The organism is Salinispora oceanensis (assembly GCF_000383575.1).
In the GTDB taxonomy this organism is placed as follows: Bacteria; Actinomycetota; Actinomycetes; order Mycobacteriales; family Micromonosporaceae; genus Micromonospora; species Micromonospora oceanensis.
The window spans coordinates 3827383-3842965 of record NZ_KB911579.1 but is presented as its reverse complement, the minus strand read 5'-3'; the positions used below and the strand labels follow the sequence as shown (position 1 = coordinate 3842965).

The window sequence follows — 15583 nt, the reverse complement described above, 5'->3', positions numbered from 1 at the left end:
CGGCCCGAAGGGTCGGGGCGGCGGGCGCCGGGGGCACGATGGTGGTCGGGTACGCGAGGCGCCCGTCACGGCCGTCAGATGGTTGCGGGTTGGTGGGCTTGTTCGCGTTGCCAGTTGCCCCAGTCGATGACGACGCCCCAGGCGGGGTGCTGCCAGTGCATGCCGATGTGGATGAGTCGCCAGCGAGCGCCTTCCCAGATCAGGGCGTGTCCGTCGGGCAGGTCAGCGATGTCGCCTTGGTGAAGGACTTTTTGCCGTTGGGTGGAGTACGACGGGTTGGTCTGGTGGATCGGTGTGGAGTACTGCCCGACGTAGGCGGTGGACTCGCTGAAGCCGATCATCTGCCGGTCGTACTCGCCGGCGGCGTTGGACAGCGCATCGAGGGTGTAGGGCTCGACGACTCCACGCAGGACCATCTTGGTGGGGAACAGGGTGAGGAAGCCGTCGGCTTCTTTGCCCCAGCGGGCGCGGGCGCGGGAGAGGTCCTGAACGCCGACGATGACGTGCAGCGACTGGCCGCCGGCCTCGCTGATGATCGCCGGTAGGGGGATGGGGGCGGTGTTGTTCGCCTCGTCGAGCACGAACGTGACGTGGGGGCGGGCCGGCTCGACGCCGGCGGCTGCGGCGCGGTGCCGGGCGTAGGTGGCGAGCCGGATTTCCTCGAGGAGACCGGCGATAAGCGGCGCGTACTCGTGCTGTTTGTCGGGGCTGGCGGTAATGAACAGCGTGTCCTGGCTGCGGACGAACGCGGCGGGGTCGAAGGTCGGGTCCTGCCCGACGGCGCGGGCGGCGGTGGAGCCGTAGACGCGTAGTAGCCGGGTCAGGGTTGACAGCACCGATCCGCGTTCACGGTCAGGGATGGTCAGTAGCCCTTCCAGCTGGCGGGCGGCGATCCCGGCACCGGTGTCACCGGCGTCCTGGGCGGCGATGAGCGCGGCGAGCACGGGGTGGGCCACGTCGTCGGCGGCGGCGTTGTGCGCCCAGTCAGCGACGGTGGCGATCTGCTCACCGCGCAGACGCGCGGCGTAGAGCAGCACCTCCAGCCAGTCCCGGGCCCGGTCGACCCAGTGGGCCTGGTCTTCGCTACCGCGAGCCGGCTCGGCCATCCGCGAGGCGATCCGCCGCGCGTCGTCCCAGCTGGCCACGGCGGCCAGCGGTGACCAGCGGGCCGTGGTGACACCCGCGATAGAGGTCGGGGCGCCGCCGGGGTCGAAGTGCCACACGGTGCCGCGCAGCATCCGCACACCGGCGGTCGCGGTCATCACGTCGTCTTTGATCGACGTCGACACGCACGCCCCCGGGGCCACGATCACCGACGGGATGATGGCCGCTGACGTCTTACCGGACCCGGGCGGGCCGATGACCAGCACTCCACCACGGGGGTTAGCGCCGACGTAGTAGCCGCCGTCCCAGCCGAGGTGCCCGCCACCCGGCGCGGCCATCGCGTCGATGACCTGCAACGGGTCGCGGGCGCGGATCAGATTGTTCAGCAACGCATCCGTCGGTGACGCCGGCGCCGGCGCCGCCGGCGGCGGCCTGGTGGCCGCTGCGGCCGGTATCGCCCGGCCGATGCCGTAGCCAATCGCGTACCCGACGATCGCCGGCGGTGAGCAGACCCCCACCACCACGGCCGCCACCCACCGGCCGTGGGCGAACCGCCTCCGGCGGCGGCCCTCGACCACGCCCAGGACCAGGCCGACGACGGCGGTGACCAACCACAGCGCCCATATCGTCAACACCAGCAGCAACTCCCACGCTTGGGGGACGTCACACGGGCCATCACCGATCAACTCGTTGGCGACCTGGTGGCGGCGGGCGCACTCCCCGCCCACCTCATCAAGCCATAACGCCACAGCGAATCCGATGGCGAGCAGCGGCATCAACCCGCCCGCCACCAGCCAGTGCGTACCTGTACGCGGCCCGGACCGCACCCGGCGGGCCGGCACCACGCGCCCGATCCCGCGGCCGGCGGCGTAGACGACCAGGACCACCGGCCACAACAACCCGATCGCGATCAGTGACCCGATCCGCCCATGGGCGAACGGCGCCCCCTGGCGCTGCTCCACAATCCCCACGGTCAACGCGGCCAGCGCGGTCACCATGTTGACCGTGATGACCAGCCCCCACCCCAGCGCCGCCATCCGCTGGTTGTCCGCGCACAACTCCGCGTTGTACTGCTGCGGCGAGCAGTAGCCCCCACGCGACATCAACGCCATCAACGCGCCACCGCAGGACACGATCCCGGCCGGCACCAGCAGAAACGCCCCGACCACCCAGTACACCCCGCCGGCCGGTCCACCCCGGCCGGGCAGATGCGCCACGACCACCGGCTGCGGCCCCCACCCACTCACCGACTCATCCCCCGCCCTCGTTCCTGCTCGGCACGCCGCTGCTGATCTCGGATCCGGGCCAGCCGCGCCGCGGCCTCGTCCTGCGCCGACCGGCCCGCATCGGCCCGCGACACCACCGGTGACTCCGCGGCCAACGCGGCGCTTCGCCGCGACCCGGCCTCGTCCCGGGACGGGTAGCCCTTCCCGATCGTGCGCGCCGCCTCGATCGCCGACGCGTTCGCCGACCGGTCACTACCCAACTGCTCACGCAGCTTCGACCACGACAACTTGCGGTCAACCTCAGACGCCTTCACCCACACCTGCTCACCGGCGGCGTCGACCCAGCCCGGCCGGCTCACGCTGTAGCCACGCACCCGCATCCCATCGGCGGTGGTGTTCGCCCGATGCAGCACCCCACGCCGATCCAACTCGACCTCGAACCCAGCCGGCCCGCGGCGGCCAGCGGCGGCCCTCGCCTCATGCATCGCCTCACGCAGCTGCGCCCGCTCCGGATCACGCCCCAGCCGTCTACCGCGTTCCCGCTCCGACTTCGTCACCGCCGCCAACCGCGACGTCTCCCGCTCACCGGTCAGCCGGGTCAAACCATGCCGCCGCTCCACCTCACGCATCGACTCCTTACTGCGCTGCTTGTCGTCGCTGTCACGCCACAGCTGCCCATCACCATTCACCCGGCACGCCACAAGGTGAATGTGGTCATCGCCGTGCCGCACCGCCACCCACGGATACTCACCCAGCCCCATCCGGTCGGCGTGCTCCCGAGCAATCTGCCCCCACTCGGCATCCGACATGACCCGGTCCTCAGGCGCCGCGCGCATCGAGCAGTGCCACACCGGCCGCGCCACCTCCGGCCGCTGATCGGCGCACCACTGCATATCCGCCACCCACGGCCGCCACTGCCGCGAGTCATCACGCATCACGTTCTCGCTGGCGACCACCCTCGGGTCCACATGCGCCTCGTGGTGCCGACCCGTCGCGTACAGGTACCGACCCAACCCACCAAAACCACCACCACGCGTGATGTTGCCGATCACGACCGGCCACCAAACCACCGCCGCCGCGGCGACTCCACCCCCTCCTGACCACCACGCACCCGCGCCAACACCGCCGCCGCCCGCTCCGCCGCCGTCCCCGACGACGTACCCACCACCGCCTGCTCCACCTCCGCACCATCACCGGCACGCGGCAACGGCACCACCCGCGGCGGACGCTGCCCACGCACCAAACGCAACGCGTCCTCCACCTCACCCAACACCCGACGCAACTCCTCAACGTCGCCCAGGCGCCGCTCAGCATTCGCCACATGCGCCAGCTGGTTCAGGTTGTTCCCGATCCTGCGCAACTCGTCGACGGCCGCCCGATTCACTTCCGGCACCGACACCCGCGGCAAATCCCCCGGCCGCCGACCCGGGTTGGTCCCCGTCAACACAGCCGTCACCAACGCCCGCAGCCACGCCCCCATCTCCCGCCGACCCGAACCCTCCCGAGCCGCGTCCCACACCTGCCACTCCGCCGGCGTCAACCGCACCCGCACATCCCGAGTCCGCTTGTTCTTCGGATCCCCACGACTCACACAGCCCTCCCCGCCAACGCACGATGACCCCGCACGCGTCAGCCGGTAATGGTGTCCACACCCCACCACCCACAGCAACCCCACCAACACACCCACACCGCCCGGACGCACCGCGTCCGGGCCGGCAGCGAGCAACGCGAGCAGCCGCCCCTGCGACCAACGGGAGCAGGCGAGCCGCACCGAGGGGCGCTTATGAGGCGCGCCAGCGCCAAAATAAGCGTCCCTCGGTGCACAGCTCGCTCTGCTCTGCTGCTCACGGCTCTGCTGCTCACGGCCATGCCCAACCGGAACGGCCCGCCGCCCGTACGACCAGAGCAACCACCCACAGCCGTCGAGCAGCAGCAACGTCGGTGGCTGGCACGGGCGGCGACGGCGGGTAGGTCAAGGCAAGCCGCCAGGCGAAGCCGCCAGGCGAAGCCGCCAGGCGAAGCCGCCAGGCGAAGCCGCCAGGCGAAGCCGCCAGGCGAAGCCGCCAGGCGAAGCCGCCAGGCGAAGCCGCCAGGCGAAGCCGCCAGGCGAAGCCGCCAGGCGAAGCCGCCAGGCGAAGCCCTGCCGGCCACCGACACCCGGCCCGCCAAGGGCCGGGCCACGCGCCGCCAAGGCGCATAAACACCCCGTGCCCGCACCACCGCCTGGCCTCCGCGCCCTAAACAGGGACAACCTGGATAGGTGATCTTGCCGGTCTCGATCCCAACCCCGAATGTGTCTATTATGTCCGGATTTGGGGCACCGCACTGAGGCAGAAAACGATACGGTCAAGGCTATCGCGCATCCAAGTTTGCCGATCGTCCGATGCGGTCGATACTTTATGGCCGAACCAGAAGGGAGACACGCAGATGCGTCATTTCAAAAGGAGCTTAATGGCCGGCATAGCTGTCGGAATATGTGGAGCCATGGCAGCATCGCCGTCTGCGGCATTGGCAGACACTTCAGAAGCGCAAGCCGATGCTGCTACCGCCATCTCGGCACGCGGGGAAGCCGACTATTCCGTGACTCTCGGCGAATTCGGCATTTCGGCGGCGGTAGCCGAAAATTGTGGCGTTAGAGTCGATCGCCCACATCCATCTTGGACGACGAACAATCAGATCCACACCCGTGTCGAATCATTCTGTAAAATTCTTCCAGTCCAGAGCAATCAGCTGTCCGCCGTCAGCTACCGGAGCCGTTGGTTCGGCTGGGAAAAGCGCGGCAGCGCATCGAATTCGGGCGCGAAGGACATCGTTCGAGTGACGGTCGCCGTCAACTGCGACTACGGCAGCAGGCATCGCTGGCGCACCGAAGGTCGCGGCGTAGCCGTCATCGCTGGCAGGACCTACACCGCGGCGGCTTACGAGCAGAATGATTCCGAAATAACCTGTGGTGCTAATAACTAGGAGATCGCTGCGTGCGACCGCCGTAGCAGCCGTTCTCGTAACGGCGGTCGCGTCCGCAGCCGGCTGTGGACCACGGGAGCCGGTATCCGCCGCCCCTGCCGCACGCGAGCCAAAGACGAGCATATCGAAAATGCCAGGTGGTTCCGGTATGCGCCTATGGGGCCAGCCACCGGTCGAGCCGCCGATAGCGAACATCATTTCTGGGGTGCAGTCGATCCGGCCACTGACGGTCGCGTTCGACTGGCCATCGGCTCGGGTGTCGACGAGAAGGCCGGGTAAGAGTGTCGAGTGGCCGGTCGTCGCGGGCTCCGATCCGGCTGGTTGGTCGGTGGAAGTTGCCGAGGTCAGCATGCCACAACGAGTGCTCTTCTACCGGTATCCAGCAGTCGATGGGAGCGGCATACCGGATCAGGAAACCGCTGATGAAACAATCTGTACGGTCGACAACACGACCTGCAAGTTGATCAGAACCAGTGACGGCTTCTCCGTCCTGCCTACCGGAAAGGAGTTCGCCGGCTACTTTATTGTCCAGGCGACATGGCTTGCCGCTGCCGCCGGATCCACCTTGCCCCCTGCGTCCGACGCCAATGCGGCAGATTTCCAGGTATCCTGGGCATTCCATGTCAAGGAAGGGTGAGGTGGGAAGCATGAGCTCCGACTCGTCCGGCATTCGGCTCGCGGAGAGTGCCGAGTCGGCTGAGCCATTACTTCGAGCGCTATACTCCGCTTCTTCAGGTATCGTCGAGTCCATGGTGTCGCCCTTGTTTGACTCCTACGCCCGCATTTTGCATCCCGCGTATGCCGACACACATGAAAGGTTACGGACCCCTGTTCGATGGGCAACGATCGCGGGCGCGACGGGTCGTCAGATCCATCCGAGAGTACAGTTTCCCAACTTGGTGGGAATCGGGGACTTTGAGAACGGCCCAAACGAACCTGATGTATGGGATGAGGCGCCGGAGATGGGCACGTTGCCCATCGACATCGTTCGCGCTCTGTTGCCGGTGCTGAGAAGCCAAACGACCACGCCGCAGGTTTGCTGGTACGCGAGCTGGGACGGCTTCAGCGATTCACGTGTCCGAGATCTGACAACATCCCGGGTCGAGCTTCCTGGACGAAGCATGGTGCTCCTTGTCGGCGCACTCGACGCTGCAGATACCAGCTTCAAGCATCACGACTACCAATCGGCAAACCTATGGTGGCCGGCCGACCTGGCGTGGTGTGTGGGTACCGACATCGACCATGTCAGCACCTACGTGGGCGGGACTCGCAACTGCATCGATGAACTGTTGGCACTGCCGGGCCTTGAGACGCTGCGCGCACAAAGAAATGACAGCTTTTTCTATGCGGGCGATACGCTGAACCCAGCACCCACCCAATGAACGGGCGGGTCTGCGGGAGTGCTTTCAATCTCGGCTCTGTCTCACATTCGGTTTGCGCCGTGAGGTGCTGTTGGTTCGAGTGAAGGTGAGAGACCACCGCCTTTAGCGGTCGAGTCCGCCGGCAGGCAGACCCGAGCCGGGCTGCGCGGTGTGCGGCCAGTCCTCGTCGGTGGTGCGGTGCTGCGGGGTGGGCCTCGTCGTAGCTTTCAGCCCGGAACCAACGGCAACGCTGGTCAAGCGGCGGCACGAGCGACACCCGTTGCCCTGCGGTAACGGGCTCTGACCAGCGCTGCCGTTGGTTTTCGGTCGATTACTACGGCTAGGCCGGAGGCGGCGTAACTGACACAACGACTTCCTGCGGTCACCGCGGCCCACCCGACCGATCGACGCGGGCCAGCTCTGCACGGACAGCGTCGAGCTGGGTGGCCCTGGCTTTAGCGGTCGAGTCCGCCGGGAGGGATGCCCTGGCCGGGCTGTGCGGTGTGCGGCCACTCCTCGTCGTTCCTGCGGGGCTTCGGCGTGGTTGCGGTTGCGGCGATGGTGCGGGCGGCGGTGTGGTCGCCTCGGCCTGCGGCGCGTGCCGCGGCGAGGGCGGTGTGGCGGCTGTGGCCGGGCCCGGCGCGCTCGTCCTGGCGGGCCTGCTCGCGGACCGCCCACTGTTCGCGGGTGGCGTTGTTGGCGGTGGCGGCGGTGGCGGCCTGGGCGGTGACGATCCGGCGGCGGTGTTCGGTCCACCGGCGGGCCGGGTGCGGTGGCGCGGCCGAGGTTGTCAGCGCGTCCTCCAGCAGCACGCGCAGATAGGCGGTGGGGTTGGTGGGGTTGGCCAGCAGTGTGATCCGGACGGCCGCCACTCGGTTCACCTGCCGAGTTGGCAGGCGCCTGGGGCACAAGGAGAGCATGACGAAGACGGCAGCGACGAGCGTGATCGAACGGACAGCGCAACTGGTGGAACACGCCCTGCGCGCCAGTGGCAATATCGACTTTGGCGGAGGCAACGAACTCGCGAACCTGAACTTCGGTTCGGGTAATCAGGACCAGTCATCGAACTCGATCGACGCCGACCTCGATAGCGTCGCCAACCGCTTCGACCTTGAACTCGACACGGCGCCTGTCCCGGGGTTCGCCCCCAGGGTGAATTCGCACGCAACGCCGACAACAACGCTGACGAGCCAGCGGCTCTCTGAGGCGGGCATGCGACTGGTGCGGTCCCCGACGGCTGGGCCCGGTCGGAAGCTCCGTCAGTCGCGTGTCTCGTCGGCCAACTGGTCCCTTCCAAGCACAAGGGCACGAGCCTTCCGGACAACCTCACCGTCCGGCCCCTACTGTCGAGCCACGGGAGGCCAGCACCTCCGGAGTGGTGCCGGCCTCCGTGTGTGATCGGGCGAGTTCCGCCGCGGTGTGGTGGTGCCGAGCAGCTCGCAGAGCACGGCGTCGACCGATGCGTCAAGCGTGCAAAACGTTGATTGTCCGCTTACGCCCTAGCCTGTCCGCACCCGGCTGACCCGAGGCAGACCCACTCCACCGTGATGATCATCACGGTGGACCAACTCTCCCCTCACCGAAGGGTAGAGTTCGATCCCGGTCGTCGAGGTGCGGCTGCTGGCCCCTCACGGTCCCTCCCGGGCAAGGTCGCCTGGATTAGCCCCGGGTTTCCCAACCCAAACCGTCTGTGTACGAAATTCGCCACGTCCCGAGTAGGACGTGCCGATCTGTGTGCCCCAACGCACACCCGAGTGGAAACGGCTGTATGTCTTCTGAGCTGCCCGCGGTCACCCGGCCGCGCCTGTCCCGCCCGTCCTGGTTGACACCGAAGGTCTTTCGTACCGAGGTGCTCGCCGGACTGGTCGTCGCCCTGGCGCTGGTTCCCGAGGCGATCAGCTTCTCGATCCTCGCCGGGGTGGACCCCCGCGTCGGGCTGTTCGCCTCATTCACGATGGCTGTCGTCATCGCGATCTGCGGCGGCCGGCCGGCGATGATCTCCGCGGCGACCGGAGCGATCGCTCTGGTCGTGGCACCGCTGGCCAAGGAGCACGGCCTGGACTACCTGATCGCCGCGGTCATCCTCGGCGGCGTCTTCCAGGTGCTGCTGGCGCTGCTCGGAGTGGCGAAACTGATGCGGTTCATCCCCCGCAGCGTGATGGTCGGCTTCGTCAACGCGCTGGCCATCCTCATCTTCTCCGCCCAGGTGCCGTACCTGCTCGGGGTCCCGTGGCTGGTCTACCCGCTGGTCGGCCTGGCCCTGGCGATCATGATCGGGCTACCCCGAATCACTCGGGCCGTACCCGCCCCGCTGGTGACCATCATCGTCCTGACCGGGATCACAGTCACCGCCGGGATCGCCGTGCCGACCGTCGGCGACCAGGGTGAGCTGCCCAACAGCCTGCCCACCCTCGGGCTGCCGCAGATCCCGTGGACCGTCGACACCCTGACCCTGATCGCTCCGTACGCCCTCGGCGTGGCGCTGGTCGGGTTGATGGAGTCGCTGATGACCGCCAAGTTGGTGGACGACATCACCGACACCCACTCCAACAAGACCCGTGAGTCCTGGGGGCAGGGCGTCGCCAACATCGTCACCGGCTTCTTCGGCGGTATGGGTGGCTGCGCGATGATCGGCCAAACGATGATCAACGTCAAGGCGTCCGGCGCGCGGACCCGGCTGTCGACCTTCCTCTCCGGCGTGTTCCTGCTCATCCTGGTGGTCAGCCTGGGTGACGTGGTCGCCGCGATCCCGATGGCCGGCCTGGTCGCAGTGATGATCATCGTGTCGGTCTCGACGTTCGACTGGCACTCGGTGGCCCCGGCCACGCTGAAGCGGATGCCCTGGGGCGAGACGCTGGTCATGGTCGCCACCGTCGCCACGACCCTGGTCACCCACAACCTGGCCATCGGCGTGGTCCTCGGCGTCCTCACCGCCATGGTGATCTTCGCCAACCGGGTCGCGCACCTGGTGGAGGTCACCAGTGTGCTGGACCCCGACGGCGGCAGCCGCATCTACTCGGTGCACGGCGAGTTGTTCTTCGCCGCCAGCAACGATCTGGTCTACCAGTTCGACTACGCCAACGACCCGCAACACGTGGTCATCGACATGACCCACGCCCACGTCTGGGACGCCTCGTCGGTCGCGGCGCTGGATGCGGTTACCACGAAGTACGCGGCTCGCGGCAAGACCGTGGAGATCATCGAGCTGAACCAACCCAGTGCCGCCATCCACGGCAACCTGGCCGGCACCCTCGGCGGGGGCCACTGATGCCCGGCCCGGTGCCCGGTGCTCCCGCGCCCGGGTCCACCAGGCACCGGTCGGGCGCCGGGCCGCTGATGCGCATCGGCGAGGCGGCCGAGCGGGTCGGGCTGAGTATTCGCACCATCCGGCACTACGAGGACGCCGGACTGATCGTCCCATCCGCACGCAGCGAGGGCGGATTCCGCCTCTACACCGACGCCGACCTGGAGCGTCTCGCGGTGGTCAAGCGGATGAAGCCGCTCGGGTTCAGCCTCGACGAGATGCGGGCGCTGCTGGCCGTCCTGGACGCCCTGGTGACCGCCGACGCCGCCGACCGGCCCGCGCTGCTCGACCGGCTCGACCTGTTCCACACCGTCGCCGCCACCCGGGTGGAGACGCTGCGCGAGCAGCTCCGCACTGCGGAGGGATTCGCCGGCGCCCTGCGCCACCAACTCGACCAGCACCGGGCCCACCACTGACCGACGCCGGGCTGGGCCGAAACCGGCCCAGCCGGCCGCGGTCGCGCTGGTGGTCAGGGCTTGCGGGCGACCCCGCAGTAGCCGTCCACGACCGTCAGCGAGCCGTTCTCCGGTCGCCAGCGCCCCAGCGGCACGACACCCGGGTCGACCAGCTCGAGCCCGTCGAAGAAGGCGGTGAAGTCGGCGACCTCGCGCAGGTGGTATGGCGCCGCGCCACTCTCGTTGTACTGCCGATGGGACTCGATCACCCGCTCACTGGTGGCCGTGCCGTCGGACATCGTCAGGAAGCTGCCCGGTGGTAGGGACGAGACCAGAGCGTGTACGGCGTCCCGCGCCTGGACCGGGTCCGCGACGTGACCCATCACGCCCAACATCATCAAGCCGACCGGCTCGCTGAAGTCCAGCGTCGCCCGGGCCTCCCGGATGACCCGCTCCGAATCGTGCAGGTCGGCGTTGAGGTATTGGGTGGCGCCCGCCGGGTCGCTGGTCAGCAGCACCCGGGCGTGCGCGAGAACCATCGGATCGTTGTCGACGTAGACGACGCGGGTTCGCGGTGCGATCCGCTGGGCGACCTGGTGGGTGTTGTCGGCGCTCGGCAGGCCGGTGCCGACATCGAGGAACTGGCGGATGCCCGCCTCGGCGGCGAGGTAGGTCACGGCCTGGCGCAGGAATGTCCGGGTGTAGCGGGCGGCCTCGACGATCTCCGGGAAGATCGCCCGAACCTGGTCACCGGCCGCCCGGTCGGAGGCGAAGTTGTCCTTGCCGCCCAGCCAGTGGTTCCACACCCGCGCCGAGTGTGGCACCGACACGTCCAGGGTGGAATCGAGGTCTCCGGTCTGCTGCTCGGCCTGGTTCTGCGGCACGTCGACCCCCGGTTTGGTTAGCTACGCCAACAGCACCGCCGTAGCGTAGCGACACCGCGGCCCGTCCGTGGTCCCGCGAATGGAGGGTCAGCGGAGCGACCCCCGGGAGCCGCCGGAGGGCGGGAGGTCGAGCAGACAGCTGTGCGGTGGCACCGGTGAGTACCGGTGCCACCGCACAGATCTTGCGGGGAGGTCAGCTCTGCGGCAGCCAGGCCTCGACCTTGTCCTTGTTGGCCTCAACCCACTTCTCAGCCGCCTCTTCCGGCGACATGTCGTCCTGGGCGATGTACCGGGCCACCAGGTTCTGGTCCTCGTTGGTCCAGTTGAAGTTGTCGACCAGCTGGTAGGCGGGCCCGTTGGCGTCGGCGAACGACTTACTCACGATCTTGTCGAGGTCGTACACCGGGTAGTCGCAGGCGACCTTCTCCGGGTCGGCATCGCAGCCCTCCTGGTACTCGGGCAGGTCCACCTTCACCAGTTCGACCTCGGAGAGGAACCACTGCGGGTCGTAGAAGTAGCCGAGCACCGGCTCCTTCTTCTCCTCCGCCTGACGGAACGCCTGGATCAGGGCCGGCTCGCTGCCCGCGTAAACCACCTGGTAGTCCAGCTCCAGGTTCTTGACCAGGGCTTCGTCGTTGGTGACGAAGGACGGGTCACCGTCGAGCAGCTGTCCCTTGCCGCCGGACTCCGTGGTCTCGAAGAGTTCGGCGTACTTGTTCAGGTTGTTCCAGTCGGTGATGTCGGGGTACTCCTCGGCCATCCATGGCGGCACGTACCAGCCGATGACCCCCTCCACGCCGGTCGAACCGGCGCTCACCGCGGTCTTCTGATCCTCGATGTACTTCTGCTTGAGGTCGTCGTGGCCCCAGTTCTCCACGATCGCGTCCACCTGGCCGGTGCCGAAGCCCTGCCAGGCGATCTCCTCCTTGAGGTCCTTCTTGACGACCTTGCAGCCGAGCTCGGTCTCGGCGACGTGGGCGAGCACGGCCGCGTTCGCCTCGTACCCGACCCAGGGGTTGATCGCGATGGTGAAGGTGCCGCAGTCACCCGAGTCGGCGGCATCCGTCGACTCGATCTTGGACCCACCGCACGCGGTGAGCGTGAGCGCCGCCACCGTGGACAGCGAGACGCCCGTCAGGACCCTCTTACTGAGAATGGATCTCATTTACTGTCACCCTCCCAAGGTGTTGTTCGTCGGTCAACTCCGATTCCACGGTCCCGGCGAACCGGAACGGCGGATGAGTCACGTCTGGTTGGCGCTGGGAGCACGGTCCGACCGCTGCGCGGCGGCCCGCGCGATCCGGTCAAGCATGATCCCGAGTACGACGATCGCGACGCCCGCCGCCAGGCCCTTGCCGTAGAGCTGCCCCTGCGAGAAACCGGCGACGACCTCGTAGCCGAGCGCACCGGCTCCGACGAGGCCACCGATAACCACCATCGACAGCACGTAGATGAGCCCCTGGTTGGTGGCGAGCAGCAACGACTGCCGCGCCATCGGCAGCTGCACCTTCGTGATGGTCTGCCAGGTGTTGGAGCCCGCGGCGGTGGCCGCCTCCACCGTCGACTCCGGAATGGCACGCACCCCGTCCGCAACGATCTTGATGGCGACCGGCGCGGCGTAGACGACCCCGGCCACGATCGCGCTGAAGCGGCTCACCGAGAAGAGGGCGACGACCGGGATCAGGTAGACGAAGGCCGGCATGGTCTGCCCGGCGTCCAGGACCGGCCGGATGATCCGGTCAGCCCGGCTGCTCCGCCCCATCCACACGCCGACGACCACTCCCAGCGTCACCACCAACAGCGTCGCCACCAGCGTCATGGCCAGCGTGACCATGCTGGCGTTCCAGAGCCCACTGCCGACCAGCAGCCCCACACAGACCGCGGCGACGGCGGCGGCCCGCAGATTGCCGATCAACGCGGCGAGCAGCACGATCACCGCACCCATCAACCACCAGGGCGACTCTGCCAGCAGCGCCTCCAACGGGTTGAGCAACGCGATGGTCACGCCCTCCTTCACCGCCGCGGTGAGGTCCGCGAGGTTGTGCTGCGCCCACGTCGTCACCGTCGTGGCCCCCTGCGACAGGTACTCGCCGAGCTGGCCCCCGTCCGGGAACTCAGAGGCCCACAGGTAGGTGTAGGACAGGTACGAGCAGACCGCGGCGACCAGCCCGAATCCGGCCAGGAGCAGCCGGCGGATCCGGGGGTTGAGTTCCCCGCCGCCCTGCTCGGCACGGACGCTGGCCGCCGTGGTGACGCGGTCCAGGACGATGGCCATCACCACGATCGCGACACCGGCGTTGAACGCGGTACCGACGTCGGTGGTCTGCAGGGCCTTGATCACCGTCTTACCGAGGCCCGGAGCATCGATCAGGGCCGCGACGGTCACCATCGCCAACGCTGCCATGATCGTCTGGTTGACGCCGAGCACAATCGTCCGCTTCGACAGCGGCAGGAGCGCCTTGGTCAACCGCTGCCGCCGGGTCGCACCGAACGAGTCGGTGGCCTCCACCGGCGGTGCGGGCACCGAACGGATCCCGTGCGCGGTGATCCGGATCGCCGGCGGCATCGCGTAGATCAGGGTCGCGATCGTCGCGGAGGCCGGGCCGATCAGGAAGACCAGGGTCAGCGGCGCGAGGTAGACGAAGGTGGGCATCGTCTGCATCAGGTCCAGCACCGGGGTGATCAACCGGTGGAACCGGTCCGACACTCCCGCCAGAATGCCCAACGGAATGCCGAACAACAGCGACACGAAGACCGCTACCAACGTCAGCGCCAGCGTGTCCATGCTCTCCTGCCACAGCCCCTGCAGGCCGAAGAGAGTGAACCCGCCCGCGGCGAGCAGCGCCACCCGCCAGTTGGCGAACGCCCAGGAGGCGTAGGAGACGAGCGCGACCACGCCCAGCCAGCCGAGCACCGGCACCGGCCGCCCGTAAGCCGGTTGCGCGATGAACCCCTGGACGAAGGTCACCAGCGCGTCCATCACCGCGCGAATCTCGTTGAAGAAGTACAGGAAGATCGGGCTGCTGTTCCGGCTGGCGCCGACCGAGTCGTTGACGTCGTTGAGCCAGTGGTGCAGATCGGTCAGCGTGGCCCGGGGCAGTTCCAACATGTCCTGGCCACGCAGCAGGGTCCAGGCGACCAGCCAGAGTGCGAGGAGAGCCACCACCGCGAGCGGCTTGGTGATTCGTCGACGTGGGGTGGTCCGCGTTGACGAGCCGGTCATGGTCGTCGTGGCCATTAGGCGCCCGCCTGATTGCCGGCGACAATGTCGAGGACCTCCGCATGGCCGACCACGCCCAGCAGCTCCCCGTTCTCGACGACCCGCACCGGCCGGTCGGCGGCGAGCACCGGGCGCACCGCGTCCCGCACGATCACACCCGGACCCAGCTCGGGGCCGTCCAGCTGGTCGGAGTCCCGGGCCGGACGCATGATCCACCGCAGGGTGAGGACATCCGCACGGGGCACGTCCTGGACGAAGTCACGCACGTAGTCGTCGGCCGGCGCCCCGACCAGTTCGTCCCCGGTCCCGGCCTGCACCACGTTGCCGTCGCGCATGAGCAGAATCCGGTCGCCGAGCTTGAGCGCCTCGGAGAGGTCGTGCGTGATGAAGACCATCGTCTTGCCGACCTGGCGGTGCAGCCGGATGACCTCGTTCTGCATGTCCCGGCGGATCAGCGGGTCCAGCGCGGAGAACGGCTCGTCGAAGAAGAGCACGTCCGGGTCACCGGCCAACGCCCGCGCCAACCCGACGCGCTGCTGCATCCCGCCGGAGAGCTGGTCCGGGTAGGAGTTCTCGTAGCCGTCGAGGCCCACCAGGTCGATGACCTCGGTCGCCCGACGGATCCGCTCGGCGCGGCCGGCACCCCGGATCTCCAGTCCATAGCCGACGTTGTCCACCACCGTTCGGTACGGCAGGAGACCGAAGTGCTGGAAGACCATCGAGAACTTACGGCGACGGAGTTCCCGCAGCCGCTTCTTGTCGGCACGCAGGATGTCCTCGCCCTCGAAGACCACCTCCCCCGCGGTCGGCTCGATCAGCCGGGTCAGGCAGCGCACCAGCGTGGACTTGCCGGAGCCGGAGAGCCCCATCACGACGAAGACCTCACCGGGCGCGACGTCGAACGACACCTCCCGGACCGCGGCGGTGCACCGGGCCCGCTCCCGTAGCTCCCGCCGGGACAGCGCCGCCAGCTCGGCCGAGTCGGGCACCCGCTCCGCGTTCGGGCCGAACACCTTCCACAGGTTCCGGACGGAAATCACCGGAGTCTGGTGATCGTTGACCTGCCCGCGCGGCTGAACCGCCGTATCCGTACTCATGAGGCCCACACCGCCCGGTCGTTGCTCC

Annotated in this window: 13 protein-coding genes and 2 pseudogenes; 6 read left to right on the top strand and 9 right to left on the bottom strand. The window is 68.1% G+C overall.

Annotated elements, in window-relative coordinates:
* Nucleotides 1-74: 74 nt before the first annotated feature.
* The 3 genes from SALPAC4_RS0117840 to SALPAC4_RS0117830 are packed head-to-tail and all read right to left on the bottom strand — an operon-like array spanning nucleotide 75 to nucleotide 3921.
* Nucleotides 75-2351: a type IV secretory system conjugative DNA transfer family protein gene (locus tag SALPAC4_RS0117840; RefSeq protein WP_223874778.1), complete on the bottom strand. Its 2277-nt coding sequence runs from the start codon at nucleotides 2349-2351 to the stop codon at nucleotides 75-77.
* On the bottom strand, nucleotides 2348-3382 hold the full coding sequence (locus SALPAC4_RS0117835; RefSeq protein WP_019871476.1) for a relaxase/mobilization nuclease domain-containing protein: 1035 nt from the start codon (nucleotides 3380-3382) through the stop codon (nucleotides 2348-2350). Before SALPAC4_RS0117835 ends, SALPAC4_RS0117840 begins: the two co-directional genes overlap by 4 nt.
* Nucleotides 3379-3921 (bottom strand): MobC family plasmid mobilization relaxosome protein, encoded by a 543-nt coding sequence (locus SALPAC4_RS0117830; RefSeq protein WP_223874777.1) that lies wholly within the window; start codon nucleotides 3919-3921, stop codon nucleotides 3379-3381. Before SALPAC4_RS0117830 ends, SALPAC4_RS0117835 begins: the two co-directional genes overlap by 4 nt.
* A gap of 893 nt (nucleotides 3922-4814) precedes the next feature.
* Between SALPAC4_RS0117830 and SALPAC4_RS27805 the strand changes: the two genes are divergently transcribed.
* The 3 genes from SALPAC4_RS27805 to SALPAC4_RS28605 all read left to right on the top strand — a co-directional run bounded on the left by SALPAC4_RS27805 (nucleotide 4815) and on the right by SALPAC4_RS28605 (nucleotide 6676).
* A complete protein-coding gene (locus SALPAC4_RS27805; RefSeq protein ID WP_162562122.1) occupies nucleotides 4815-5294 on the top strand; it encodes a hypothetical protein in 480 nt (159 codons plus the stop codon).
* 205 nt (nucleotides 5295-5499) lie between these two features.
* Nucleotides 5500-5931 (top strand): hypothetical protein, encoded by a 432-nt coding sequence (locus tag SALPAC4_RS27800; RefSeq protein WP_162562121.1) that lies wholly within the window; start codon nucleotides 5500-5502, stop codon nucleotides 5929-5931.
* Nucleotides 5932-5941: 10 nt separating this feature from the next.
* Nucleotides 5942-6676, top strand: coding sequence for a hypothetical protein (locus SALPAC4_RS28605; protein WP_223874776.1), 735 nt, complete (start codon nucleotides 5942-5944; stop codon nucleotides 6674-6676).
* Between the two features lie 434 nt (nucleotides 6677-7110).
* Here the strand turns inward: SALPAC4_RS28605 and SALPAC4_RS0117815 are convergent, their stop codons facing one another.
* The gene (locus SALPAC4_RS0117815; RefSeq protein ID WP_223874775.1) at nucleotides 7111-7527 is read right to left on the bottom strand and encodes a hypothetical protein; all 417 of its coding nucleotides are present in this window, start codon (nucleotides 7525-7527) and stop codon (nucleotides 7111-7113) included.
* A 118-nt stretch (nucleotides 7528-7645) separates the two neighbouring features.
* Between SALPAC4_RS0117815 and SALPAC4_RS26775 the strand changes: the two are divergent.
* A pseudogene (locus SALPAC4_RS26775) lies at nucleotides 7646-7860 on the top strand (hypothetical protein); the annotation flags it as partial.
* A 121-nt stretch (nucleotides 7861-7981) separates the two neighbouring features.
* Here SALPAC4_RS26775 and SALPAC4_RS27490 read toward each other — a convergent pair.
* Nucleotides 7982-8127, bottom strand: a pseudogene (locus tag SALPAC4_RS27490) (DUF305 domain-containing protein); the annotation flags it as partial.
* Between the two features lie 296 nt (nucleotides 8128-8423).
* Between SALPAC4_RS27490 and SALPAC4_RS0117810 the strand changes: the two are divergent.
* Together SALPAC4_RS0117810 and SALPAC4_RS0117805 are read left to right on the top strand one after the other, a co-directional pair.
* On the top strand, nucleotides 8424-9923 hold the full coding sequence (locus tag SALPAC4_RS0117810; protein ID WP_019871472.1) for a SulP family inorganic anion transporter: 1500 nt from the start codon (nucleotides 8424-8426) through the stop codon (nucleotides 9921-9923).
* On the top strand, nucleotides 9923-10375 hold the full coding sequence (locus SALPAC4_RS0117805; RefSeq protein ID WP_027644265.1) for a MerR family transcriptional regulator: 453 nt from the start codon (nucleotides 9923-9925) through the stop codon (nucleotides 10373-10375). The genes SALPAC4_RS0117810 and SALPAC4_RS0117805 overlap by 1 nt, the downstream gene beginning before the upstream one ends.
* Nucleotides 10376-10428: 53 nt before the next feature.
* On the opposite strand, the gene SALPAC4_RS0117800 is transcribed toward SALPAC4_RS0117805, so the two are convergent.
* From SALPAC4_RS0117800 to SALPAC4_RS0117785, 4 genes are all read right to left on the bottom strand, one after another.
* Nucleotides 10429-11238 (bottom strand): SAM-dependent methyltransferase, encoded by an 810-nt coding sequence (locus SALPAC4_RS0117800; protein ID WP_019871470.1) that lies wholly within the window; start codon nucleotides 11236-11238, stop codon nucleotides 10429-10431.
* Between the two features lie 193 nt (nucleotides 11239-11431).
* Nucleotides 11432-12403 carry an ABC transporter substrate-binding protein gene (locus SALPAC4_RS0117795; protein WP_019871469.1) on the bottom strand — a complete coding sequence of 324 codons (972 nt, stop codon included), beginning with the start codon at nucleotides 12401-12403 and terminating at the stop codon, nucleotides 11432-11434.
* A 78-nt stretch (nucleotides 12404-12481) separates the two neighbouring features.
* Nucleotides 12482-14476: an ABC transporter permease gene (locus SALPAC4_RS0117790; protein ID WP_019871468.1), complete on the bottom strand. Its 1995-nt coding sequence runs from the start codon at nucleotides 14474-14476 to the stop codon at nucleotides 12482-12484.
* Nucleotides 14476-15555, bottom strand: coding sequence for a quaternary amine ABC transporter ATP-binding protein (locus SALPAC4_RS0117785; protein WP_019871467.1), 1080 nt, complete (start codon nucleotides 15553-15555; stop codon nucleotides 14476-14478). Before SALPAC4_RS0117785 ends, SALPAC4_RS0117790 begins: the two co-directional genes overlap by 1 nt.
* Between the last annotated feature and the right edge of the window lie 28 nt (nucleotides 15556-15583).

Coding starts and splice junctions, on each gene's coding strand:
- SALPAC4_RS28605 (WP_223874776.1), top strand. CDS start 5,942: ATGAGCTCCGACTCGTCCGGCATTCGGCTCGCGGAGAGTGCCGAGTCG.
- SALPAC4_RS0117795 (WP_019871469.1), bottom strand. CDS start 12,403: ATGAGATCCATTCTCAGTAAGAGGGTCCTGACGGGCGTCTCGCTGTCC.
- SALPAC4_RS0117805 (WP_027644265.1), top strand. CDS start 9,923: ATGCCCGGCCCGGTGCCCGGTGCTCCCGCGCCCGGGTCCACCAGGCAC.
- SALPAC4_RS27805 (WP_162562122.1), top strand. CDS start 4,815: ATGGCAGCATCGCCGTCTGCGGCATTGGCAGACACTTCAGAAGCGCAA.
- SALPAC4_RS0117790 (WP_019871468.1), bottom strand. CDS start 14,476: ATGGCCACGACGACCATGACCGGCTCGTCAACGCGGACCACCCCACGT.
- SALPAC4_RS0117810 (WP_019871472.1), top strand. CDS start 8,424: ATGTCTTCTGAGCTGCCCGCGGTCACCCGGCCGCGCCTGTCCCGCCCG.
- SALPAC4_RS0117785 (WP_019871467.1), bottom strand. CDS start 15,555: ATGAGTACGGATACGGCGGTTCAGCCGCGCGGGCAGGTCAACGATCAC.